Raw genomic sequence first — 24,602 nt, 5'->3', positions numbered from 1 at the left:
AAATAGAGCAGACACCTGATTGTATCTGCTCACAATGATTAGCGAAAATCCCGCTTATCTTCCATTTTCCTAGAAACAAATACATATGCAATGGTCGCAACTACCGTTAACAATGTGTAAAATAATGTATTTTTCATATGACTTCCTCCTCTTTTATAGTTCTGTTAAAACGGACGGAATTTACCCTTTTTTAGTACGAGCATTGGCCCACCTAGTAAGAACAAGTAGCGGTCATCAATCACATTTTTCATCACTTTTGCCTGCATACCATATAATTTATTGCCATCAAATACCGTTCCCATCGCATCACTTCCACCTAAAGATGCTACTGTTCCTTTATCATCAAATTGGAATTCTTGTAATGTACCACCATAAATTATCGTTTTAATATTATGCGCGCAAACATCTGCTTCCTGTATGGCAATTTGGGCTGTAGGCGGGTATGGTTTTCCTGTTTCGTTATTCATCACCCAGGCACAATCACCTAAAATAAAGACTTCATCATGTCCTGGAGCACGTAATGTGGCATCTACATTGACTTTACCTTTCGTTAGTTCAAAACCTGATTCTCCTACAATTCGATTAGCTTGTACGCCACCAGTCCAAACTATGGTATTTGCTTTAATTTCTTCTTCTTTTTCATCTTCGCCAACAACGACGGAGTCTTCTTTCACCTCTTTAATCTTGGTACCAAGCTTGAATTCGATACCACGGTTTTCCAAGGATTCTTTCGCGTAAGTTAATAATTCTTCATCAAAGTTTGGTAAAATGGTTGGCATTGCTTCAATATCAATGATTCTTACGTCTTGACGCGGGACATCATATTTCTTGCATAATAGCGGAATTCGTTCTGCTAACTCACCTAAAAATTCGATACCGGTGAAACCAGCACCACCTACAACGATCGTTAGCATACTTGGATCAGGATTTTTTTGATTACGATAACGAGCAAACTGATATTCAATATGATCTCTAATCATACGACTCGTGTCGACAGTCTGAATCGAAAAAGCATGCTCTTCCATACCTGGAATACCAAATGCGGCTTTTTCAAAACCTAATCCAATTACTAAATAATCATAATTAATTTCGCCCTTTTCTAGTTGAACTGTTTTGGCTTCTTTGTTAATTTTCACCACTGTATCATGTATAAAATTCACGTGGCGAGTATTAATGACATCGGAAATCATAATTCGAGAGCGATTGACATCAATTGTTCCTGCAGCTACTTCATGCAACCATGTTGTTTGGTAATGATAATTGTGTTTGTTGACTAATGTAATATCTGCTTCTTCTGGTGCAAATTGTTGTGTTAAACGTTTGGTTGTCATCATTCCTGCATAGCCTGCTCCAAGTACAACTATTTTAGGTCTGTTTCCTATCATCGAATCCTTCCCTTCTTGTTTTAGAGCCATTATTAATTACGATAGTTTTCACCTTTTAACGATTTGTATGTATCATATCGATCGCTGTCAGTATATCAAAATTGTCATTTTCAGTCTAATAAACCAGCCCTATCTAAAAACTAATATTTTTTCCAAATTAAAATGCAATATTTATGTACATTATTTTGTTGCTACAAACCACGAACTATTGAAAACACTATGTAATGTAATCCCATAAAAAATCTCTAAAAAAGTTGTGCTACCTATGGTTATATACTTTCTCAAAAATAAAAAACCCTATTTTGTAGGGTTTTATTATTAGTTTGGTTGCACGTTGGACTTGCAGTTATTCTGTTTTAGGAATTCTCGAACTTCTTCTACTGTGTAACCTTCCGCTTTCGCTTTTGCTATCAAGTAAATCCATTCATAATCCACGTTTACTTTTGTTGGCATAAACGTATTCCCCTCCTAAAATACACTACTGTATTTCAGGCAGCTCAGCCATCCGAATACATATGTATTAAACGGACCTGTAACTTTGCGTCCCTATCTCTCAATAGGTTTGCCTTTTTCTGATTTTATCTATCGAATATACAACGTACGAATCCATAGTTAGAGTATCATGCAAGCCCTTATATTCATTTCACTTGCTTAAATGTTACTATAACAGTAGCCCCTTATTTTTTTATTCGTCGATTAGGTTAAACTTATATCATTCCAAAAGAAAACTACCGCTCCATACACCCCCTATAAAACAACAATAGATTTTGACGAATCCATAGTACCTATTATCTAGTATATATTCGATATACATCGATCATATTCCTGCACATCTATAGATTTTTGAGAAAATTGAACTATATAATTATTTGGGTATATTTTGCAAAAATTTTATTACGTGTTCCATTAAAAGGAATTTAATTAAAACTTTCATTTTGGGTACAATTCCAATTTTAATGCATAAGCTACAATATAATGAATTATTATATCGTGAATGAGGTGATACTTTGTCTCGTTATTATCGTTACCGTTTACCACCTTGGGCTCGAGAATGGATATTAATTTGTGAACGATGTACACTTCCAATCGTGATCTTTCAGGGGATACGTACAATATTTATACCAACAACTTTTGACGTTTTATTGTTAGGAATTCTAATTGGTATTCTTATCGCTTTTCAATTAGAATGGATATAATGCTCTAATACGTTTCTTCAAATTGCTCTGACTTTAATGTTTTATAAATAAAATCTTGTAACTGTAACCCAAATAATAACTTACGATATTCCTGCTCAATTTTGATGGAGCAATTTACATTATTTTTATTTCTCGATGATTGCACACTGGTAAATACTTCATGAAACCAATTTACTGGAGACAGTAATTGTAAAGCTAATAAAGATTTTTCATAGTCCGATAAATCAATATAACGACAATAGATAGAAAATGAATCTGTCACTTTCCCCATATCACAGTCATGAAATTGAAATAAATATTGATAATAATTTGCTAAATCATAAGTTGGAGATGTCATCAATGCATCTTCCCAGTTCAAAAAATATGTGTTTGCTTGTGTGATCACATAGTGAGAAGGTCGGATATTTCCATGACATAAGGTATATTTCATCTCATTTGTTTCTTCCATTACATCTAAATAAATTTCTTGCCATCTTTCTAGTTGATTAAATGTTTGTTCTATATCACGATAATACATGCAAATTTGCAACTCATAAGGGGACATAAAACGCTTTGCTTCAAAATAGCGAACGTACTTTAACATTTGGTCCCGATAGCTGGATAATTCTTGCTGAAATTGCTGGTCCATACCATCTTTATTTTGTTTCAATGGTGCAATCTGATGATAATCCATCGTTGCAGCATGTAGACGTCCTATGGCATGAATAACAGATGCATATTCATCGATAGGCTGATCCGTATAATCCTGTTCTACCCATGGCATCAGATAATAAATTTGATCTTGATCTCTTACAAATGGTTGATTATTTTTGGCATAATAAATCGGGACAAATCCTAATATCTGTTTTTGTTGTATATATTGTTGAATCGCTTGCCATCTCCCTAAATCATCTGGATATAACCTTGACTTTTTTAAAGCATACTGTTGTGAGTTTGCCTTTATTTTAAACACTCTTTCTGTCACTTGTTCAATTTCCTCCGGTTGTAATTGATATGCTTCGATTATTTGTGACCACTCCATTTGTCTTCCTCCTTTCAAAAGTAAAAAAACACAACACTATCAAAATGTAACAATTTCAGCATTCACTAAGTCGATACTCTTTGTATACACGTAAACAAAAAATCCCTTGACTGGCACCAAGGGATTAAATCTTTAATCTTCTGAGGTTATAGGAATATAAATTAATTGACCTGCCGTTATATCCTCTTCCTCTAGACGGTTCGTTCTCATAATTTGTCTAGGAGAAACTTGATAACGCTCAGCGATAGTTTGCATCTGATCATCAGGTTGCACGATATATAATTTTAATCGAGTATAGCTAGCACTTTCTTCACCAGCAAAAATATTTAATAAATAGGATGTGTCATTTGTCCGCTCTTCCCTTGCTTGGACATGCAGTTTGTCTTCTGCATTTTCCTCTTCTTCCTCATCATTTTCTAATACGAAATCATCTTCAGGCTCTCTTACTAAGTCCTCTTCCTGTTCATCTATACTATCTTCATCTTCAACTGTTTCAGAATCATTTCGGACACTGCTGATATCTACCACTTTTTCCTCTTCTGGTTCATTATCTAATTCTGCTTCTACTTCTACATGGAATGTATCTTCTTCCTCTTCTTCTAGTTCTTCATGATCCATACGATTTTCTTCAAAAGATGGCAGAGTCTCTTCTTCTTGAATTTCTGCTTCAACTTGCGGTTCTTCAATACCTTGAATAGCAAGGGTTGCTTCGATCGCCATTTCATTAGCAGATTCTAATGTATAATCAAAATGATCTACTTCAATTGAGACATCATCTAATGAAGGGATTCTCTCCATAGGAATCGATACATCAATAAGGAATTTATGAAAAAATTCATTTACTTCATCAGACAAAGATTCTACTCGTTCTACAAAGGTTGCGTCTGTTTGGCGAACTTCACTTTCGACAGGAGCATCGTTTCTAATATACTCTCCTTTCAGTTCCATTACTCCTCTAATAGAAAGTGTGTTACCTATTTCCTCCATTGAAATTACTGGCTCTAATCCAATGCCTAACATTTCCTGGATTTGCTGATCCTTATCAAAAGCTATTGCTTCATGAATATTAAATGTAAAGGCTTCTTGCAAAGCACTTCCCCCTTTCCTTTGCTTAGCTAAGGCGTACTAGCATCTCAATAAACTATATGTAGGTAACGAGAGAAATATGCTTGATCAATATCATTCAGCTTGTTTATTTTCTTGAACTGCTATGTAGTATAAAGAGGTGAAACAATACTTTTTTTCATTTTATTTAAAACCTACTGCTGACGGTTATTTTTCCTTCAGTTTTGAGACATGTTATACTAACTAACAAATAATGATTATCGGGGTTTAAAAATGAAAAAATGGATCTTAATAGTCTTAATCATCATTACAGTTGGTTGTTCGGAGGAAGAGTCTTATTCAAATACTCCAGATTTTATGGGGGTTGTTGTTTCATTCGAAGATAACAATCAAATACAAATGAATATTAAGTCGGGAAATATCACTGAAGATGGTTACAATGATCAAATTTTAATTTCGGTTGAGGACATGACAGATTTAGAAAACCTTGAAACAGGTGATGTTGTGAAAATATGGATAGAAGGCCAGATATTAGACACTCAACCTCCTCAGGCAAAATTAGGCAAACACGAAATCAAGAAAAACTGAGCAATATTATCACTAAATGCTCAAGATTTACGCTTCCTCTACTAGATATTATGAATACTATCAACTGCTTGTTCACCACTCCTGCTGCCCACTTCCCTTTCTGTGGGTTTGTCCTTCAGCTACCTTTTGTCGAGCCAAACCGCTTGAAAAAGTGGATCTTCAGATCAAACAATTCCCACAGGAGTGGAAGTGGACAGCCGCAGCGATGGTTTCTTGTACAAGCTATTTCAAAATGGCTACTCTGCTTACAAATGCATTTAGTACAGCGGATTATATACTTCCCTATATTATAAGAAAAGCGCAGAGCGCCTGTTTAGAAACGTAGCGACTTCAAAATCAACTGAGATAAAGGAATCACGGTGGTTTTACGAACCGATGATGACTTATCGTTAGTGCGAATCGTGAAGTCGCCTAGTTTTTGGGCGTTCAGAGCTAGACAGGCACTCAATTTTTATACTTTCTTTGCTATTTAAATAAACGTTTGGAGCTCTTTCATCCAAACGTTTATTTTCTAGTTAAAAGATTGCTTAATAAATAATACTCTATGAATTTATTCCAATCATTTATAAGATCAGAACAATTATATGCTCATCACGCCGCCTTTAGAAGCATTTGTTACAAGTTTTGAATACCTTCCTAACCAACCTTGTTTGATTTTAGGCTCAAAGGGTTCTAGCGATTTTCTACGTTCATCTAAGACTTCGTCCGATACTTTTACATTTAGTATTCTATTTGGTAAATCAATAACCACAACGTCCCCATTTTCAATTAATGCAATTGGTCCACCTTCTGCAGCTTCTGGGGAAATATGTCCAATGGAAATACCCCGAGATGCACCTGAGAAACGCCCATCAGTTAGAAGAGCCACTGTACTGCCTAAACCTCGGCCCATGATAGCCGATGTAGGAGCTAACATTTCTGGCATTCCCGGACCACCTTTAGGTCCTTCATATCGGATAACAACAACATGCCCTTCTCTAACAGTTCCATTATCAATCGCTTCTTGCGCTTCATCTTGAGAATCAAAAATGATTGCTTCTCCTTCAAATACTTTGATGGCAGGATCAACAGCACCAACTTTAATGACAGCACCTTCTGGAGCAAGATTGCCGTATAAAATGGATAATCCTCCTACTGGACTGTATGGATTATCTTTTGGACGAATAACTTGTTTATTTGTAATGTCATATCCATTAACAAGTTCGCCCATTGACTTACCTGTTATCGTTAAGCGATCTGGATGAATAGCATTAGGGATTTTCGTTAATTCATTAATAATGGCACTAATTCCTCCAGCTTTATTGATATCATCCATGGAGATATCAGATGCAGGCATAATCTTCGCAAGATACGGAACACGGGCAGCAATTTTGTTAATCTTTTCAAGGTCATATTCTATTCCAGCTTCTCTGGCAATAGCTAATGTATGCAATACTGTATTGGTAGATCCACCCATCGCCATATCAAGTGCAAACGCATCATCAATCGCTTCTTTTGTAATGATATCACGCGGTTTAACATCTTCTTCAATCATACGAACCAAATGTTTTGCTGCTTCTTGTATCAATTCTTTACGCTTCTCGCTTGTGGCTACAACCGAACCATTCCCAGGTAGTGCTACACCTAACATTTCCATCAAACAGTTCATGGAATTTGCTGTGAACATACCTGAACAAGACCCACAAGTTGGACAAGCGTTCTTTTCAATATCGTTAAATTCTTCTTCCGTCATCTTACCTGATTTATATGCCCCAACACCTTCGAAAACAGATGATAATGAAAGTTGTTTTCCGCTAGAACTTGTACCGGCTTCCATTGGACCACCGGAAACGAAGACGGAGGGTACGTTCGTACGAGCTGCTGCCAATAGCATACCAGGTGTGATTTTGTCACAGTTCGGAATATAAAATACGCCATCAAACCAATGCGCATTAATAACCGTTTCAGCACTGTCTGCAATTAATTCACGACTTGGCAAGGAATAACGCATTCCGATGTGTCCCATCGCAATTCCATCATCCACTCCAATCGTATTGAATTCAAATGGAATACCACCAGCTTCAATGATGGCTTCTTTTACTACATCTGCGAACTCACGTAAATGTACATGTCCAGGAATAATATCAATATAAGAATTGCAAACACCAATAAATGGTTTCCCTAAATCTTTCGCTTTCACCTTCCCCGTAGCATATAAAAGACTACGATGAGGAGCACGATCTACTCCTATTTTTATCGTATCACTTCTTCTCATCTGTACCACACCCCTTATTTTATTTGTTTAATGTATTTTATATCGTATGTTGTCTACTGTCAATATAGTTGTATGACAAATTCAGAAGAAGCTTCATAAAATAGTTGTTGAAGAGCTATTTTATGGAAGGGATATCGGGTGCTTTTATTTATCGCACACTTTCTCATACGACAAAAAGGACATCTTGGCTAAATCCAAAATGTCCTTTCAATGAACTATTATTCAATTCGCAACTCTTCCATTGCATGCAAAATATGAATTTTCATTGCGCTTCTTGCACCTTCAGGATTACGATTTTTCATAAATTCCATTATCATTTTATGATCATTGATCGTATCTTTGACTGCAAGTTCCTTTTTCTTAGATAAAATGACTCCCTTATCGATAGCTTGGTAAAGAACTGGCATCAGCTTTTCCATAAATTCATTATGGGTAGCCTTTACGATGGATTTATGAAACATTTGTTCTACTTCTGTTCGATCCTCATTGTGCTTAATTTTTTGTTCTATTTGGTTACCATAATCTAAAATACGCCTTAATTCCGGATCACTTGCTCGAATCGTCGCATAATAGGCAGCTTCGGGTTCAAATATCAAGCGCATTTCATACAAATCTTTTGCATTTATTTTAGCCTCTACAAGAAAGCCCATTTCTTCTAGATTATTTACATCAATGTCTTCCTTTACATATGTACCCTTCCCTCTTCTAATCTCTAAAATGCCATTAGTAACCAATATCCGGATCGCTTCCCGAAGGGTTGTTCTACTAATATTTAGCTCCTCTGATAATTCATTTTCATTTGGAAGCTTATCACCTGGAAGAAATCTTTTCTCAATAGCAAGCATGGACATTATATCGTCTGCTACACTATCAGATAGTCTTTTTTGAACCATAAACTTTATCACCCTATTTTTCTTTCTAGTATAGCATATAGATTGTGGTATCCCATTTAGATTTTTTAAGAAAAACTGAGCAAAATTCGCTCAGTCCTTTTCCGTGGATCTGCGATTGTTTTAGTAGCTATTTTGAAATATATCAATCACTTAACCGCCGCTGCGGCTGCCCACTTCCCTTTACGTGGGGGTTGTCCTTCAGCTAACTTTTTCGAGCCAAAACCGCTCGAGAAAGTGGATCTTCAGGTCAAACGATTTCCACAGGAGGAAGTGGGCGGCCTTCGCTAAGCTCTGCTCTACAACTCTAGCATGAAGGAACATTGCTACTTTTATACTTATGGATAGCGATTCTTGCTCTTATCTATTTTATAAAAGTCAACCTATTACTTCTGACAAGAATTGCTGCATCTCCTCATAGCGGAGACTAATTACGTAGACTCCTGCGGGAATAGCGCGAGCCGAAAATCCATTTTGCAAAGTGTTTTTCTTTGCAAAGTTAGTTGAGGCCGTGCTCGCGGAAAGCGAAGTAATTAGTCGAAGCGTTGGCAAACACACATAAAATATGTCAAAATAACTACTTCGTTAATCACGGTCATTGCGCTGATTATATACTTACTTACCTTTTTAAAAAAGCTTGCAAACCTTTTTTGGCTTGCAAGCTTCTGAATTAAGATAGCTTTTCAAATGCTTTTTCTGCTGCTGCAATTGTTTTTTCAATGTCATCATCCGTGTGGGCTGTTGACATAAATAGCCCTTCAAATTGAGAAGGAGGAAGGAAAATTCCCTCTTCTGCCATTGTTCGGTAATATGTTGCAAATGCTTCGGTATCAGATTTCGCTGCTGTTTCATAGTTAATAACTGGTTCATCGGCGAAAAAGACTCCGACCATTGATCCCGCACGATTGATTTGTAATGACACATTGTGCTTATCTGCTGCTAACCTGTATCCTTCTACAAGTCGATCCACTTTCTTATTAATCTCATCATAGGCAGCACGATCCATTGCCTTTAACGTTTCTAAACCAGCTGTCATTGCAAGCGGGTTCCCCGACAATGTTCCAGCTTGATAAATATCACCGACAGGAGCAATACGTTCCATAATCTCACGTTTACCGCCATAAGCACCAACCGGTAAACCTCCACCGATTACTTTTCCTAAACAAGTTAAATCCGGTGTAACCTCAAAATGACCTTGTGCACAATGATAACCAACACGGAAACCAGTCATTACTTCGTCAAAAATAAGTAAAGTGTCGTGTTGAGTAGTAATGTCACGCAATGCTTTTAAAAATTCTTGATGTGGTGGTACAACTCCCATATTACCTGATACAGGTTCCACAATCACAGCTGCAATATCATCACCAAATTGTTCAAAAGCATAGCGAACACTCTCTAAATCATTGTAAGGTACAGTAATCGTATGCTGAGCAACACTTTCCGGTACACCAGGACTGTCTGGAAGACCTAGTGTCGCAACACCTGAACCAGCCTTTATCAACAATGAGTCACCATGGCCGTGATAGTTTCCTTCAAATTTGAGAATTTTATTTTTCCCTGTATAGCCACGAGCTAGTCGCAAAGCACTCATAGTTGCTTCTGTACCTGAGTTAACCATACGTACCATTTCAATGGAAGGGACACGATCAATAACTAATTGCGCTAATTCATTTTCCAGTAATGTCGGTGCACCAAAGCTTGTCCCTTTTTCAGTTATTTCTTTTAACTTGGAGACTACTCGGTCATCCGCATGACCTAAAATTAATGGCCCCCAACTTAAAACATAATCAATGTATTCATTACCATCAATATCATATATTTTGGATCCTTTACCAGATTCCATATAGATCGGGTTCATGCCTACCGATTTAAATGCTCGAACAGGTGAATTAACCCCTCCCGGCATTAAGCTGACCGATTCTTTATATGCATCAACCGATTTCTGATTTTCACGCATAAGAGCTACCTCCTTATTTATTTTGAAGCCATTTGGCCACATCTTTTGCAAAATACGTAATAATAATATCCGCTCCAGCTCGTTTCATAGATGTCAGTTTCTCTAAAACGATCGCTTGTTCATCAATCCATCCTTTGAGACTAGCCGCTTTGACCATAGAATATTCGCCACTTACATTATAAGCAACTACTGGGACAGGATGTTGATTCTTCACTTCTCGAATGATATCCATATAGGATAATGCTGGTTTAACAATTAAAAAGTCTGCACCCTCTTCGATATCAGATGCCGCTTCACGCATTGCTTCTAATCGATTTGCAGGGTCCATTTGATAGGTCTTTCTGTCACCGAATTGTGGAGTGCTTTCTGCTGCATCACGAAATGGACCATAAAAAGCGGAAGCATATTTAACTGCATAAGACATAATAGGAATATGCTTAAATCCTGACTCATCCAACCCTTTACGAATTTCCGCTACAAATCCATCCATCATATTCGATGGTGCAATAATATCAGCTCCAGCTTCAGCTTGCGTAACCGCCGTTTTTACATGCAGTGGTAATGATTTGTCATTGTCAACATCCTGATTTTCAATCACACCACAATGGCCATGGGATGTATATTCACAAAGACAAGTATCCGCAATAACTAGCAGTTGATCGGTTTTCTGTTTGATCTGTCGAATGGCCAGTTGAACAATACCATTTGGGTCATAGGCACCTGAGCCGACTTCATCTTTCTCTTTCGGAACCCCGAATAACAGGATAGACGGAATACCTAGTGATAATAACTCTTCCACTTCTTCATCGAGGTGATCAAGTGATACTTGAAATACTCCTGGCATTGAACTTACTTCATTTTTAATATTTTCCCCTTCGACAACGAATAATGGGTATACTAAATCATCTACTTTTAAATCTGTTTCACGCACAAATCGTCTCATAACACTAGAGTTTCTTAAGCGACGATGACGATCAAATTGTGTTTTTGCCATTATGCATCACCTTTTCTTATGTAATCAATATAAACCTCTACCATGTTCTCAACTGTAAATGTATCCGGATAGAGAATATGACAGAATGACCGTTCACATAATGCCTCTGCTGTTGTTTCTCCAATCGCAATAGTCAACAAACTATTTTTAGCTTGTTCAAACAGGTGAGGCTTCAAAAATTGTTGAAAAGCATCAACGGTTGATGGACTAGTGAAAAATACCGCATCAACTTGAGACACTCTTTTGTTTAACAAAGATTTTGATTGCTCATTCTTTATTGTACGATAAATCACGATTTTTTCAAAAGATACTCCTGCTTCCTTGAGTAATTCAGGAATTTCTCTTCTGGCATTTTCGCCACAAATAAGCGCAATTTGTTTCGTACTATTTTCATTTAAAAATTCTTCGACCATAGCTTTACCACTGTAAATGGAAGGTTGAAAATCAACGGCATAACCATAATGAGCTAATGATCTTGCTGTTTTTTCACCGACAGCTGCAATTTTATTTTTTACTTGAATACCAAGCGTTGTTATATATTGATGAAAATAGCGGACTGTATTCACACTTGTAAAGAATAGCCAATCAAATGAAGCAAGATTGGTCAATTGACTGCGATTTACATCATCATCTATTGCCTCAAAACAAAGGAGTGGTACACGTTCACAACTAGCACCATACCCTTCAAGTAATCGGATCAAGGGTAAGGCTTGTCTCGCTTCCCTTGTCACCATTACTCTCTTCCCCTTTAAAGGCAGACTCATCCCTGATTCTCCTCGATTGCTTCGTCTACCAGTTTCTGGGCACCTTGAGCCTGCAATTTTTCGGCTGCTTCTTTCCCAACCTGTTGAGGGTCATTCCCTCTTATTGTTTCTTTTAATATCGTATTACCATCACTACTTGCCACTAATGCAGTTAATACAACCTCATCACCATCAAGGTATGCATAGCCACCAATCGGGACTTGACAACCGCCATTTAATAAATGTAAGAAGGTGCGTTCCGCTGTTACCGTTTTTTCCGTGTAAGCATCATTAATTTTTTCTAATAATGCTAATAGCTCTTGGTCATCTTCTCTACATTCAATTGCTAAGGCACCTTGTCCAACAGCAGGTACACAAACATCTGGTTCTAAATATTCCGTAACAATATCTTCACTCCAGTTCATTCGTTTTAACCCTGCTGCTGCCAAAATAATTGCATCGAAATTCTCTTCTTTTAACTTACGCATTCTTGTTTCAATATTTCCACGAATCCATTGAATTTTCAGATCAGGTCGTGCTGCTAGAATTTGCGATCCTCTGCGCAAACTGCTGGTTCCTACAACCGCTCCAGCCGGTAAATCCGCTAATTTGATATGATCGTTGGAGATAAAAGCATCTCGATGATCTTCTCGAACAGGAATGGAACCAATCATCAGTCCCTCTGGCATCACTGCAGGCATATCTTTCATACTATGTACAGCAAAATCTATTTCTTTGTCATACATTGCTTTTTCAATCTCTTTTACAAAAAGTCCTTTACCTCCGACTTTCGAAAGTGTGACATTAAGAATTTGATCCCCTTTTGTCACAATCTTTTTAATTTCAAATTGATATTTATCACCCGCATGTTTCTTTAATTGCTCAATAACCCATTCTGACTGAGTCAATGCTAAATTACTTCTTCTTGAACCTACGACAATTTTACGCAAGCTAGTTGCCTCCTTTGTGTTTTGTTACATATGAAAGTTCGATAAACTGTTAAACAGGAAAAAGTTGATTAATAAAACGAGAAATGCGAATATATTCCAGCTTAAAATAGCTTTACCTTGATAACCCTTTTGAATTCGCATGTATAAATAGCCAGCATAAATGACTAACACAATGATGGAACCGAGTGTTTTACTATCACCCCAGTAAAACTCTGTGTTGGTCATGTAAGCCCATACGACACCTAGAATAATCGATAGCAATAGTAGGGGCTCGCCCAATCCAATCAATTGAAATGCTCTTTTCTCCAATCCTTCTAAGTCTTGGAATCTTCGTAACCATTTATACCCTTTTTTCTGTTTAAGAAATTTATATTGCATATAGTATAGACAAGCTAAAATAAAAGAAATGGTAAACAGACCATAGGATACGAGCGCAAGTACAATATGCGCAAAAAGCATTTCATCTAATACCAATGGGATCTGGGTAGAATCCGTGATTTGCATCGATCGTAATGTATGGATAATCATGATAAAAAAGCCAAATACACTGATAAAGAACATAAAAAATTCCAGTCGGAACATTCGATGAACGATTAACGAAAACGTAATAATAATCCAGGTATACGTATATAACCCATCATTTAAGGTCTGTATCGGTATACTTGATGTTTTCCAAATTTCTGTTAATAAAAAAATGGTTTGAAAAAGCCAAACCATTGCAAGCAACCAGAAAGCGATACGATTCGCTTTCCGGTTATGGTACAGAAAATCTATAAAATAAATAATAACAGTCAAGCCATAGAGTAATAATACACTTTCTTGTAAAAATCTCTCTTCGAACATATTGGGAAAACCACCCGATTAATGTGTCGACACATTTTGTAGTTTCTGTATAATGCTATCCTTATTTTTTTCAAAAGTAATCACTTTATCATTTTCTGTTTTTTTCACTTCTTCTTTGACACGATCTTCAATATCAAAGATTTGCATAAATAAGGTTAATGCTTGCTCTGCATTTTTTTGGCCAGCAAATTCTTTCGCCTGCAAGATAGGTTGTTTTAGTAATTGATTGACGATACTTTTTGTGTGTTTATTTAACACTTTACGTTCACGTTCTGTTAGGTTAGGCATTTTGCGTTCAATACTTTTCATAGTCTCTTGTTGAATCGATAATGCTTGTTCACGTAATGCAGTAATAACCGGTACAACACCAAGTGTTTGTAGCCATTCATTGAATGCAACAATTTCTTCTTCAATCCACAGTTCAATAACTTCGGCCGCTTCTTTTCGAGCCTCTAGATTAGCATCCACCACATTTTGGAGATCATCGATATCATACAAGAATACATTATCTACAGATTCCAAAGCTGGATCTAAATCTCTTGGTACAGCAATATCAACAAGAAATAACGGACGACCTTTACGCTTTTTTTCTACACGTTGATACAGATCTTTAGTAATCATGTAGTCATTCGCTCCCGTAGAACTGATCACAATATCAGCTTGCACCAAAGTGTTCTCAAGCTCAGCAGTTGATTTTGCGACACCATTAAATTGGCTTGCCAATTGTTCTGCCTTCTCCACAGTACGATTCACAACGGTCACCTGCTCTGCCCCAGAACCATAGATGTTTTTGGCAGCTAATTCGCCCATTTTGCCAGCACCAATAATGACAATATGCTTTTCTTGTAAATCAGTAAAAATCTTTTTGGCTAGTTCTACTGCTGCATAGCTCACTGATACAGCATTCTCATTGATGGATGTTTCCCGTTGGCTTTTTTTACCGATCGTTATTGCTTGCTTAAATAGCTCATTAAATATAGTACCAGTCAATTTTCGTTTTTGCGCATCTAAAAAGATTTGCTTTACTTGACCGAGAATTTGCGTTTCACCCATTACCATGGACTCTAATCCACAGCTTAAGCGGAATAGATGTTCCACTGCTGCTTCGTTTTCATACATAATCAGGTGTGGTGCGAATGCGTCCTTTTCGATATCAAACCAGTCGGCCAAAAACTGTTTGATAAAATATCTTCCTGTATGAAGCTGATCAACTACCGCATATATTTCCGTGCGATTACAAGTAGAAATAATGACATTCTCTAATATGCTTTTTCTGCTGTTTAATTCTGTCATTGCATCAGTAATCGTATCCTCACGGAATGCTAGCATTTCTCTCACTTCAACAGGAGCTGTTTTATAATTTATACTCGCTGCTAAAATATGCACTGTATCTACCCCCAAAAAAGCAAAAGCCTAACACATAAGTATTATCATTATAACATGTTTTCATGTCGAAATCGTGATGATTTTATGAACAGTTTATTAATCATCTATGATAGAATGAAAGTTGTTGTTATGTGATTTTGAATTCATTAGTACTTTATCATATTCAATATATTTTATCAAGAAAATGAATATAAATTAATAATAATTATTATCTAGGAGTGTTTATTTTTGAAAAATAATGGTCTTGTAGCTTATTTATTGATTGGAATCGGAGTCTTTTTCTTACTTAGGGAATTACGACTTCCTATCTTTACAGATTTCTACTCATGGCCTACTTTATTAATTTTGGTAGGGGCAGCTTTTCTCATTCATGCTTTTTCAGCTAAAGATTTTAAAAATGTTTTCCCCGGTATTCTATTACTTGGACTAGGGATCCATTTTCATGCTCTCACCCATTATCCATTTTGGATTGATCATTGGGGAATGTATACCATGATTATCGGTATAGCCTTTTTAGCTCGTGCTTTTAAAACAAAAAAAGGATTTATTCCTGGTATCATATTATTAATTATTTCCGGTTTTGCCATCTTCGCTGATAATCAGCCAGGTTGGTTTAGCTGGATCCATCAACTTATGAGCTGGATTGAACGTTTTTGGCCAGTAGTTTTAATTGGATTAGGTTTGTATTTGCTGTTGAAAAAAAAATAATATGTGCTATGATGGCTATGCTTTCTGAATACAGAAGCCTTTGAAAATATAGAGAGAAAAGAAGGTGAAAGTATGAAGAACTATTTGGCTTATTTCGTTACATTAATCGGAGCGAGCTTTTGGGGTTTGACAGGCTTATTTGTGGATGGATTGTATAACGAAGGATTTACTGCATGGGAAATCGTCGCAATCCGTTTAACTGTTTCTACCATCATTTTAATGCCGCTTATCGCCATTCTTGCTCCAAGGAAGTTACGAATTCAATGGAAACATATCCCTCACTTTGTCGGACTAGGGGTATGTAGTATTGTTTTTTTCAATTGGTGTTACTTTACAGTGATGAAACAGACGTCACTATCCATAGCCGTTGTACTATTGTATACTGCTCCTGTTTTTGTTACCGTATTGTCTAAATATTTCTTTCAAGAAGCCATTACAAGCAGGAAAATTACCTCACTAGCATTGACGATTTTTGGTTGTTCACTGGCTATTCAACTAATACCAATTGGAAATATGCAAATTCCATTCATTAGTATCGTATTGGGCTTATTGTCTGCCTTTTTCTGTGGTTTATACAGTATTATTGGTAAACAAGTTAGCAGGCACTATAATTTTCTTACAACAACCATTTATGCGTTATGTATGGGAAGTATTTTTATTTTGCCAACTAGTAAGTTATGGGAGAAGACAGAGGCTTTTCAATCAGCTGAAGTCTGGCTAAATATCGGTGGAATCGTTATTATATCCACGATTGGTGCCTATACACTTTATACGTTTGGTCTTACTCGCATCGAATCAAGTAAAGCTGCCATTCTAGGAGCAATGGAGCCGATCATTGCCGTTTTGATTGGTGTAATTATTTTTAATGACAACTTACAATTTTTACAAGTCATCGGAATAATATTAGTAATCAGTGCAGCATTCCTAACTGTTTACCACAAGCAAAGAAAAGTTACTAAAACCGAGCAATAACGCTCGGTTTTTTTGTATAAGTACTGATAGAGACTTTCTAATGTCTTATATTTTTTGACTTTTATCAACCTTTTGATAGACACTTTTTTCAATTTCTTATGTTTTTTGTCTTTCATCAGCCTTATGATGGACACTTTTTTCAATTTCTCGTGTTTCTTGTCCTTCATCAGCTTTATGATGGACACTTTCCTCGATTTCTTATGTTTTTTGTCTTTCAACAACTTTATGATAAATACTTCTTCGATTATTGATCTACTTGAGATAATTAGATAAATAACTCCACACGTGCTCTTTTCCTTCACTAGTTTCAGCGGAAAAAGGAATGACACTATCCTCAGGGTCAAGTTCAAGTGTATCAATCACTCTTTTTAAGTGGGTTGCTTTTTTGTTTTTAGGGATTTTATCCAGTTTCGTTGCGATTACTAATACAGGAATCTCATAATACTTAAGAAAATCATACATCATCACATCATCTTCTGTTGGTTTATGACGGATATCTACAATCAACACAGTCAGCCTCAATGTATCACGGAGCGAGAAGTATTCTTCCATCATCTTACCCCATTTTTCTCGCTCTTTTTTTGATACTTTGGCATAGCCATAACCAGGGACATCCACGAAGTAAAAGGCATCATTAATATTATAAAAATTTAATGTTTGCGTTTTTCCAGGCTTTGAAGATGTTCGAGCTAAATTTTTCCGATTGATCAATTTATTGATAAAAGACGATTTCCCTACGTTTGAACGTCCGGCTAAGGCAATTTCCGGCCAACGATCCTTTGGATATTGCTTTTCAGACACCGCACTAATGACGATTTCTGCTTTATTGACTTTCATCGTTCTCCCCCAATAATGCATATTCTAATACTGTATCTAAATGGTCAACCGGAACAAACGTTAAACCTTCCCGAACACTTTCAGGTATATCTTCCAAATCTTTCTTGTTATCTGCTGGAATTATAATGGTTGTAATACCTGCTCTATGTGCACTTAATGATTTTTCTTTTAGCCCACCAATTGGCAGTACTCGACCTCTTAAAGTAATCTCTCCTGTCATCCCTACTTCTTTTCGAACCGCTCTTCCCGTTAAAGCGGAGATCAGTGCCGTTGCCATCGTAATACCAGCTGATGGTCCATCTTTTGGTGTAGCACCCTCTGGAACGTGAATATGAATATCATATTTTTCATGGAAATCCGGATCTATTTTTAATTGATCTGCTCTTGAACGAATATAACTGAAAGCAGCCTGTGCTGATTCCTTCATAACATCGCCCAACTTACCAGTTAACGTTAGTTTTCCTTTCCCTTTTGAGATACTAACTTCAATCGATAAAATGTCACCACCCGCAGCGGTATAGGCTAATCCTGTGGCAGCACCAATTTGATTTTCTTCCTCCATCATACCATAGCGGAATTTCGGCTTACCTAAAATCGTTTCTAATTGATTTTCCGTAACGATGACGCGTTGTTTTTCACCAGAAACAATGATCTTAGCTGCCTTTCTGCAAATAGAAGCTAGTTGACGTTCCAAACCACGTACACCCGCTTCTCTCGTATACACACGTATAAGCTTTAATAAGGCTTCATCACGCATCTGCATATGCCCTTTTTTTAGACCATTTTCTTTTAATTGTTTCGGCAATAAATGTTGTTTAGCAATGTGTAATTTTTCTAATTCGGTATAACCTGCGATCGAAATAACTTCCATACGGTCAAGTAAAGGTCGTGGTACAGTTGCCAAGTTATTAGCTGTAGCAATGAACATAACCTTAGAAAGGTCATACGTTTCTTCCAAGTAATGGTCACTGAAGGTATTATTTTGCTCAGGATCTAATACTTCCAACATGGCAGCCGAAGGATCTCCACGAAAATCATTAGACATCTTGTCAATTTCATCTAACAAAAAGACTGGATTAATGGTTTCAGCTTTTTTCATACCTTGGATAATGCGGCCTGGCATTGCACCAACATAGGTACGGCGGTGACCTCGGATTTCCGCTTCATCCCGGACACCCCCTAGTGATATCCGGACAAAATGGCGATCAATCGATCTTGCCACAGATCTGGCTAGAGATGTCTTACCAACACCTGGTGGTCCAACTAAACAAAGAATTGGGCCTTTCAATGAATTGGTTAGCTGTTGAACTGCTAAATACTCCAGAACGCGTTCTTTAACCTTTTCTAATCCATAATGATCTTCATCTAGAATTTTTTCAGCATGGTTTATATCCAGATTATCCTCTGTTTCCTCTGTCCAAGGTAATGACAGTACCCAATCAATATAATTACGTATCACAGAACTTTCAGCTGAGCTTTGTGGCACTCTTTCATATCGGTTTAATTCTTTTTCTATCAGTTCCACAATCCGTTCAGGCAAGTCTTTTTCTTCTAGCTTTTTTCTTAATGCTGCTAATTCACCAGTCTTACCGTCTTTATCACCCAGTTCACTTTGGATGGCTTTCATCTGTTCACGTAAGTAATATTCTTTTTGGGTTTCTTCCATCGATTTTTTAACACGTTGTCCGATTTTTCGTTCTAATTCTAATACTTCTTTTTCGTTAGAGATGATTTCCAGTAACTTACGGAGACGTTTCGTAACATCTAACGTTTCCAGTACTTCTTGCTTGTCTGACATCTTTAAGGTTATATGTGAAGCAACAAGATCAGCAAAACGGCTAGGATCCTCAATATCTGTCACACTTGCCAACGTTTCTTTGCTGACTTTCTTTGAAATTTTAGTGTAATGCTCAAATTGCTCTAACAATGTACGCATTAACGCATCTTCTTCAGCTTTTTTCTGATGTATATCCTCTACTTCTTCAATTTCAACAAAAAATTGCTTCTCTTCATTAATAAATTGTTGAATTTCAGCACGGTACAACCCTTCTACTAAGACTCTCATCGTTCCGTTCGGTAATTTTAGCATTTGGTTAACTTTTGCAACCGTACCAATCGTATTAATATCATCTGTTTTCGGCTCATCTATGGCGCTTTCTTTTTGAGCAGCAAGAAATATGTGCTGATCATTCATCATTGCTTTCTCTAACGCTTGAATCGATTTTTCTCGCCCTACATCCAGATGAATCACCATACCTGGAAATACAATTAACCCCCGTAATGGCAATAATGGAATATGTATAAATTTTGATTCTGTCATATGGCACCTCCGTCAAAGCTACTAGTTCTTATGTATCCAAACAAAAAGTGATCACCATATCTTTTGGCGAAAGCCTTCGTTCGTTTTATACTATAGCCAATAAAAATGATATGCATAATACCTAGTACCATTGAATGTTTCTTCTGTTGTTATAAGTTTAAAGAAGTTTCGTTTTTTTGTAAATCTAAAAGTACTTTTTATTAGTTTTACCTATGGTGATAAAACAATACAAAATCCCTTGTTGAACAACAAGGGATTTTTTCTGCAATATTGTGCTGTCATATATCACGGTCAGCTCTGACGCCCTATTTACGCACTTTCTTTTGGAGATTCAAGGTCGAGAACTGTTCCATCTTCATGGACTAATTTTGGACGACCATTTTCTTGTGTAACTGTTTCTTTCGTGATGATACACTTCTTAATATCTTCACGGGAAGGCAGTTCAAACATAACATCTAACATAATGCCTTCGAGGATGGATCGTAAACCACGAGCACCTGTTTTTCTTTCAATTGCTTTTTGAGCAACAGCTTCCAGTGCACCCTCTTCAAATTCCAATTCAACGTCATCAATTTCGAAAAGCTTATTAAACTGTTTTACTAAAGCATTTTTTGGTTTTGTTAAAATATCCACTAGTGCTTTTTCATCCAGTGGCTCTAAGCTTCCGATAACTGGCAGACGTCCAATAAATTCTGGAATTAAACCAAAGCGTAATAAATCCTCTGGAAGTACCTTTGAAAGTAGCGTCGCTTTATCTAATTCCTGGTTGTCAGCGTCAGCACCGAAACCAATAACTTTCTTACCAAGTCGACGCTTCACGATCTGTTCAATACCATCAAATGCTCCACCACAAATGAATAAAATATTAGTAGTGTCAATTTGTATAAATTCTTGATGTGGATGCTTTCTTCCACCTTGTGGAGGTACACTAGCTGTTGTGCCTTCAAGAATTTTTAATAATGCCTGTTGCACACCCTCACCAGAAACATCACGTGTAATGGATGGGTTTTCTGATTTACGAGCAACTTTATCAATTTCATCAATGTAGATAATACCTTTTTCCGCTTTTTCAACGTCATAATCAGCTGCTTGAATAAGCTTTAATAAGATATTTTCAACGTCTTCCCCTACATAACCTGCTTCTGTTAATGATGTTGCATCTGCTATAGCAAACGGCACATTTAAAATACGTGCAAGTGTTTGTGCAAGCAATGTCTTACCACTACCCGTAGGACCAATCATTGCGATATTACTTTTCGCCAATTCTACGTCATCTTTCGATTTTGGTGAATTGATACGTTTATAATGATTGTATACGGCTACTGATAAATTTTTCTTTGCCTTTTGCTGTCCGATAACGTAATCATCTAGAATTTCACAGATTTCTTGTGGTTTTGGAATATCCTTATATTCCACTTCTTCTTCTGTACCTAATTCCTCTTCCACAATCTCTGTACAAAGTTCAATACATTCATCACATATATAAACACCTGGTCCAGCGACTAGCTTACGAACCTGGTCTTGGCTTTTTCCACAGAATGAACATTTCAATTGACCTTTTTCTTCATTAAATTTATACATGACATTCACCCCTTGTTCAAAAAATATCTCCTGTAATTCATAAAAACGATTAAACACTTTTCGTCTTTAGGCAATCATATCAAATTGTTCCAAAATAAAAAAGTAATACACTTTTTCACGTTTGTAAAGAGTATCAGTCTTTTAAGTCGATTACAAATAGTTTGCCTTTTATAGGAGAAGAGTTTTCTTTATGTATATGTTAGTCTTACCAAATGTATATCCTTCTATTTCATTCATCAATTATTTGTGTAAAAAAAATGGGGCTGTATAGTTTGGCAGGATGAAGGTTAAATGTGTATAGAAAACAAGGTACGGCTTTTCGCACCTTGTTTTCTTATACTGTTTATTTTGATTTACTATTATCTACAAGGACATCAATTGCTTTTTTGAATTTCAAGTCTTCTTGAAGAGCTGAAGTGTTTCCTCCAAGCGCTTGTTTGATTTGATCCACTTCCATATTGTACATAGAAGCCATAGATTCTAATTCTTTTTCGACATCTTCATCTGTTACTTCTACATTTTCAGCAGCAGCAATTGCTTCTAACGTCAAGTTTGTTTTCACACGTTTTCCAGCATCTTCTTTCATTTGCTCTTTTAACGCATCTTCATCTTGGCCAGAGAATTGGAAGTACATGTCTAATGTCATGCCTTGCATTTGTAATCTTTGTTCAAATTCTTGAAGCATACGATCTAATTCAGATTGTACCATAGCTTCTGGAATTTCCACTTCTGCATTTTCAGACGCTTGTTGAACTAAAGATTCACGTTTGTTAGCATCAGCTTCGTTTTCTTTCTGTTCTTGAAGACGTTTCTTTGTTTTTTCTTTTAACTCATCAAGTGTTTCTACTTCCTCGTCCACGTCTTTAGCAAATTCATCATCCAATTCTGGAAGTTCTTTTGCTTTAATTTCATGGATTTTCACTTTAAAAGTAGCATCTTTTCCAGCTAAGTTCTCTGCATGGTATTCTTCAGGGAAAGTAATCTCTACGTCTATTTCTTCTCCCGCTTTCTTACCAACTAGTTGTTCCTCGAAGCCTGGAATGAAAGAGCCAGAACCAATTTCTAATGAATGGTTATCTGCTTGACCACCCTCAAATGCTTCTCCGTCAACAAAGCCTTCAAAATCGATTACAGCAGTATCACCATTTTCGATTTCGCCTTCTTCTTTCACAACAAGTTCAGCTTGTTGTTCTTGTTGCTTTTTGATTTCTTCTTCTACATCTTCATCTGTTACTTCTGTGCTTACTTCTTCTACTTCAAGTCCTTTGTAATCGCCAAGTTGTACTTCAGGCTTCACGGTAACTTTAGCAGTAAAAATAAGGTTTTTACCTTTTTCGATTTGTTCGATATCCACTTCTGGCTGATCTACTGGTTCGATTCCAGTTTCCTCTACTGCATTTGTGTATTCACCAGGAAGAATAATATCTACAGCATCTTGGTATAATGATTCTACACCAAAACGTTTTTCGAACATTCCCCTCGGCATTTTACCTTTACGGAAACCAGGTACTTGTACTTGTTTTACAACCTTCTTAAAGGCCTGGTCTAAAGCACTATCGAATTTGTCTGCATCTACCTCTACCGTTAAGACGCCGACATTACCTTCTTGCTTTTCCCATTTTGCTGTCATTCTAAATTCCCTCCAACATAAAAAAATCTGTATATTTGACGTTCATTCAATATACCATCCTATAATAGACCGAACGCAAATTGCAACCATCTTATTATAACATAATTGCATTTGCTTTCAATAATAATAACGTATGTAGTATTTTTTTTGCAATGAATTTTATCACCAGGCATTAAACGTCTAAAATTGTTCCATAAAGTGTCTCTGATATATCAATCATTTTCAAATAATGTTCCTTGATAACAGAAACCTGGCGATCGTCTTCTTCGTCGAATAATTGGAAACTTCTGCTAACATAATACAACAGCGACTCCGCTAAAAGTTGATAGTTTTCCTTTTGTGGTAAAAAAGGGGTGTATACATAGGCAAAGCGTTCTAATATGAATTGAATCATTTGAAATTTGGTAGGGTCTTGTTGTTGTACATGATCTAACCAATGGGTAACACCTGTTATAAAGGAAACAGGTAAAATATCGTCCAATTCTTTTATATGTATTTCATCTGTCAATTGAAACTTTTCTATATGTATCGGTTGATCTGGTTGTACTTTCTGATAATATTCTAATAACGCCGTCTTTACTACTGGATGAATTTCGGGATTCTTTAACATCCCTCTAAAAAAAGTTTTATCGTGATATACCTCCAACTGAAGTAAGCGCTTCACCATATACCATTGCTGACGGTCATTTTTCTGTTCAATGGCTTCCTCTAACTGTTTCTGAACTTCTATGTATGATTTTTTATCTTCCTGTTGCTGTAATTCTTTACTTAGCTGATACATATGTCGTAATTGATCTCTAATATGAGAAGGAATATTTGTTTGCGTCAAAGCCTCATCAATTAGAAACATCACTTCATTATACTTGCTTGACTGAAATAATAATGTGGCATAAATATGTACATAAGAAGCAAAATAATCATCTTTCTTGGTGATTAGTTCTTCACATAAATCTTCCGCTTCATCATGCATGTTAAGTTCCATCATGCATATTAATTTACCTGTCATTACTTCATGTGATCGGACACCATTTTCCGTTAATTGATGGAAATAGTCATAAGCTTCCTGAAAACGATTTTCCTGCATTGCTGTTTTCGCTTTACCTTCTAAATTATCCTTCCATTTAGGAAAAATAATGATGTTTTCCCTTTCTTCTTCCATTATCTCACCTGCCTTTTCTTTATGATAGTAGATACTATTATAAAGTTTATTCTAATATTACTCAAGCATCAGATATAGCGAAGGACTGGATGAATTTTAATTGTTGATGATGATCATGGGGAA

At 36.5% G+C, this 24,602-nt stretch carries 21 protein-coding genes and 1 riboswitch; of the genes, 4 read left to right on the top strand and 17 right to left on the bottom strand.

The genetic code is table 11. The features are described from left to right. Positions 1-164 precede the first annotated feature (164 nt). The gene (locus tag D569_RS0105595; protein ID WP_026287227.1) at positions 165-1,385 is read right to left on the bottom strand and encodes an NAD(P)/FAD-dependent oxidoreductase; all 1,221 of its coding nucleotides are present in this window, start codon (positions 1,383-1,385) and stop codon (positions 165-167) included. 318 nt (positions 1,386-1,703) lie between these two features. After that, entirely contained in the window at positions 1,704-1,838 is a 135-nt protein-coding gene (locus D569_RS23935) for an anti-repressor SinI family protein (RefSeq protein ID WP_018931418.1), read from the bottom strand. A gap of 35 nt (positions 1,839-1,873) precedes the next feature. After that, positions 1,874-1,962, bottom strand: a riboswitch (cyclic di-GMP riboswitch). A gap of 430 nt (positions 1,963-2,392) precedes the next feature. On the opposite strand from D569_RS23935, the gene D569_RS23930 reads away from it, so the two are divergent. Then, the gene (locus D569_RS23930) at positions 2,393-2,581 is read left to right on the top strand and encodes a hypothetical protein (protein ID WP_083939002.1); all 189 of its coding nucleotides are present in this window, start codon (positions 2,393-2,395) and stop codon (positions 2,579-2,581) included. Positions 2,582-2,585: 4 nt separating this feature from the next. On the opposite strand, the gene D569_RS0105585 is transcribed toward D569_RS23930, so the two are convergent. Next, the gene (locus D569_RS0105585; RefSeq protein ID WP_018931417.1) at positions 2,586-3,602 is read right to left on the bottom strand and encodes a phosphotransferase; all 1,017 of its coding nucleotides are present in this window, start codon (positions 3,600-3,602) and stop codon (positions 2,586-2,588) included. A gap of 132 nt (positions 3,603-3,734) precedes the next feature. Beyond that, the gene (gene spoVID, locus D569_RS0105580) at positions 3,735-4,691 is read right to left on the bottom strand and encodes a stage VI sporulation protein D (protein WP_018931416.1); all 957 of its coding nucleotides are present in this window, start codon (positions 4,689-4,691) and stop codon (positions 3,735-3,737) included. A 249-nt stretch (positions 4,692-4,940) separates the two neighbouring features. Here spoVID and D569_RS0105575 point away from each other — a divergent pair, with 249 nt between their 5' ends. After that, positions 4,941-5,255, top strand: coding sequence for a DUF3221 domain-containing protein (locus D569_RS0105575; protein ID WP_018931415.1), 315 nt, complete (start codon positions 4,941-4,943; stop codon positions 5,253-5,255). Positions 5,256-5,835: 580 nt separating this feature from the next. Here D569_RS0105575 and ilvD read toward each other — a convergent pair. The 8 genes from ilvD to hemA form a co-directional block, all read right to left on the bottom strand. Continuing rightward, positions 5,836-7,509, bottom strand: coding sequence for a dihydroxy-acid dehydratase (ilvD, locus tag D569_RS0105570; protein WP_018931414.1), 1,674 nt, complete (start codon positions 7,507-7,509; stop codon positions 5,836-5,838). Positions 7,510-7,727: 218 nt separating this feature from the next. Continuing rightward, complete coding sequence (locus tag D569_RS0105565; RefSeq protein ID WP_018931413.1) at positions 7,728-8,402, bottom strand: FadR/GntR family transcriptional regulator; 675 nt, start codon at positions 8,400-8,402, stop codon at positions 7,728-7,730. 667 nt (positions 8,403-9,069) lie between these two features. After that, positions 9,070-10,356 carry a glutamate-1-semialdehyde 2,1-aminomutase gene (gene hemL / locus D569_RS0105560; RefSeq protein WP_018931412.1) on the bottom strand — a complete coding sequence of 429 codons (1,287 nt, stop codon included), beginning with the start codon at positions 10,354-10,356 and terminating at the stop codon, positions 9,070-9,072. Between the two features lie 13 nt (positions 10,357-10,369). Further along, positions 10,370-11,350 (bottom strand): porphobilinogen synthase, encoded by a 981-nt coding sequence (hemB, locus tag D569_RS0105555; protein WP_018931411.1) that lies wholly within the window; start codon positions 11,348-11,350, stop codon positions 10,370-10,372. Further along, the gene (locus D569_RS0105550; protein WP_169336431.1) at positions 11,350-12,084 is read right to left on the bottom strand and encodes a uroporphyrinogen-III synthase; all 735 of its coding nucleotides are present in this window, start codon (positions 12,082-12,084) and stop codon (positions 11,350-11,352) included. Before D569_RS0105550 ends, hemB begins: the two co-directional genes overlap by 1 nt. A 26-nt stretch (positions 12,085-12,110) precedes the next feature. After that, on the bottom strand, positions 12,111-13,043 hold the full coding sequence (hemC, locus tag D569_RS0105545) for a hydroxymethylbilane synthase (protein WP_018931409.1): 933 nt from the start codon (positions 13,041-13,043) through the stop codon (positions 12,111-12,113). Positions 13,044-13,067: 24 nt separating this feature from the next. Then, the gene (locus D569_RS0105540) at positions 13,068-13,886 is read right to left on the bottom strand and encodes a cytochrome C assembly family protein (protein ID WP_018931408.1); all 819 of its coding nucleotides are present in this window, start codon (positions 13,884-13,886) and stop codon (positions 13,068-13,070) included. Positions 13,887-13,904: 18 nt separating this feature from the next. Continuing rightward, entirely contained in the window at positions 13,905-15,272 is a 1,368-nt protein-coding gene (gene hemA / locus D569_RS0105535) for a glutamyl-tRNA reductase (RefSeq protein ID WP_018931407.1), read from the bottom strand. Positions 15,273-15,500: 228 nt separating this feature from the next. Between hemA and D569_RS0105530 the strand changes: the two genes are divergently transcribed. Further along, complete coding sequence (locus D569_RS0105530) at positions 15,501-15,980, top strand: LiaI-LiaF-like domain-containing protein (protein ID WP_018931406.1); 480 nt, start codon at positions 15,501-15,503, stop codon at positions 15,978-15,980. A 72-nt stretch (positions 15,981-16,052) separates the two neighbouring features. Beyond that, complete coding sequence (locus D569_RS0105525; protein ID WP_018931405.1) at positions 16,053-16,952, top strand: DMT family transporter; 900 nt, start codon at positions 16,053-16,055, stop codon at positions 16,950-16,952. Between the two features lie 252 nt (positions 16,953-17,204). Here D569_RS0105525 and yihA read toward each other — a convergent pair whose 3' ends face one another. The 5 genes from yihA to D569_RS0105495 form a co-directional block, all read right to left on the bottom strand. Beyond that, positions 17,205-17,789, bottom strand: a complete 585-nt coding sequence (gene yihA / locus D569_RS0105520; RefSeq protein ID WP_018931404.1) for a ribosome biogenesis GTP-binding protein YihA/YsxC — start codon at positions 17,787-17,789, stop codon at positions 17,205-17,207. After that, positions 17,776-20,109, bottom strand: coding sequence for an endopeptidase La (gene lon, locus D569_RS0105515; protein WP_018931403.1), 2,334 nt, complete (start codon positions 20,107-20,109; stop codon positions 17,776-17,778). The genes yihA and lon overlap by 14 nt, the downstream gene beginning before the upstream one ends. A gap of 309 nt (positions 20,110-20,418) precedes the next feature. Next, complete coding sequence (gene clpX, locus D569_RS0105505) at positions 20,419-21,690, bottom strand: ATP-dependent protease ATP-binding subunit ClpX (protein WP_018931401.1); 1,272 nt, start codon at positions 21,688-21,690, stop codon at positions 20,419-20,421. Positions 21,691-22,033: 343 nt separating this feature from the next. After that, positions 22,034-23,320: a trigger factor gene (gene tig / locus D569_RS0105500; protein ID WP_018931400.1), complete on the bottom strand. Its 1,287-nt coding sequence runs from the start codon at positions 23,318-23,320 to the stop codon at positions 22,034-22,036. A gap of 172 nt (positions 23,321-23,492) precedes the next feature. Beyond that, entirely contained in the window at positions 23,493-24,479 is a 987-nt protein-coding gene (locus D569_RS0105495; protein ID WP_018931399.1) for a tetratricopeptide repeat protein, read from the bottom strand. Positions 24,480-24,602: the final 123 nt, after the last annotated feature.

Source organism: Gracilibacillus lacisalsi DSM 19029 (assembly GCF_000377765.1).
In the GTDB taxonomy this organism is placed as follows: domain Bacteria; phylum Bacillota; class Bacilli; order Bacillales; family Amphibacillaceae; genus Gracilibacillus; species Gracilibacillus lacisalsi.
Note: the sequence above shows the minus strand (reverse complement) of the source record. Positions and strands in the feature narration are given on the sequence as shown.

Coding starts and splice junctions, on each gene's coding strand:
- hemB (WP_018931411.1), bottom strand. CDS start 11,350: ATGGCAAAAACACAATTTGATCGTCATCGTCGCTTAAGAAACTCTAGT.
- ilvD (WP_018931414.1), bottom strand. CDS start 7,509: ATGAGAAGAAGTGATACGATAAAAATAGGAGTAGATCGTGCTCCTCAT.
- D569_RS0105495 (WP_018931399.1), bottom strand. CDS start 24,479: ATGGAAGAAGAAAGGGAAAACATCATTATTTTTCCTAAATGGAAGGAT.
- D569_RS0105550 (WP_169336431.1), bottom strand. CDS start 12,084: ATGGTGACAAGGGAAGCGAGACAAGCCTTACCCTTGATCCGATTACTT.
- hemL (WP_018931412.1), bottom strand. CDS start 10,356: ATGCGTGAAAATCAGAAATCGGTTGATGCATATAAAGAATCGGTCAGC.
- D569_RS0105585 (WP_018931417.1), bottom strand. CDS start 3,602: ATGGAGTGGTCACAAATAATCGAAGCATATCAATTACAACCGGAGGAA.
- D569_RS0105565 (WP_018931413.1), bottom strand. CDS start 8,402: ATGGTTCAAAAAAGACTATCTGATAGTGTAGCAGACGATATAATGTCC.
- lon (WP_018931403.1), bottom strand. CDS start 20,109: ATGACAGAATCAAAATTTATACATATTCCATTATTGCCATTACGGGGG.
- D569_RS0105540 (WP_018931408.1), bottom strand. CDS start 13,886: ATGTTCGAAGAGAGATTTTTACAAGAAAGTGTATTATTACTCTATGGC.
- D569_RS0105525 (WP_018931405.1), top strand. CDS start 16,053: ATGAAGAACTATTTGGCTTATTTCGTTACATTAATCGGAGCGAGCTTT.
- clpX (WP_018931401.1), bottom strand. CDS start 21,690: ATGTATAAATTTAATGAAGAAAAAGGTCAATTGAAATGTTCATTCTGT.
- D569_RS0105575 (WP_018931415.1), top strand. CDS start 4,941: ATGAAAAAATGGATCTTAATAGTCTTAATCATCATTACAGTTGGTTGT.
- D569_RS0105595 (WP_026287227.1), bottom strand. CDS start 1,385: ATGATAGGAAACAGACCTAAAATAGTTGTACTTGGAGCAGGCTATGCA.
- yihA (WP_018931404.1), bottom strand. CDS start 17,789: ATGAAAGTCAATAAAGCAGAAATCGTCATTAGTGCGGTGTCTGAAAAG.
- D569_RS23935 (WP_018931418.1), bottom strand. CDS start 1,838: ATGCCAACAAAAGTAAACGTGGATTATGAATGGATTTACTTGATAGCA.
- tig (WP_018931400.1), bottom strand. CDS start 23,320: ATGACAGCAAAATGGGAAAAGCAAGAAGGTAATGTCGGCGTCTTAACG.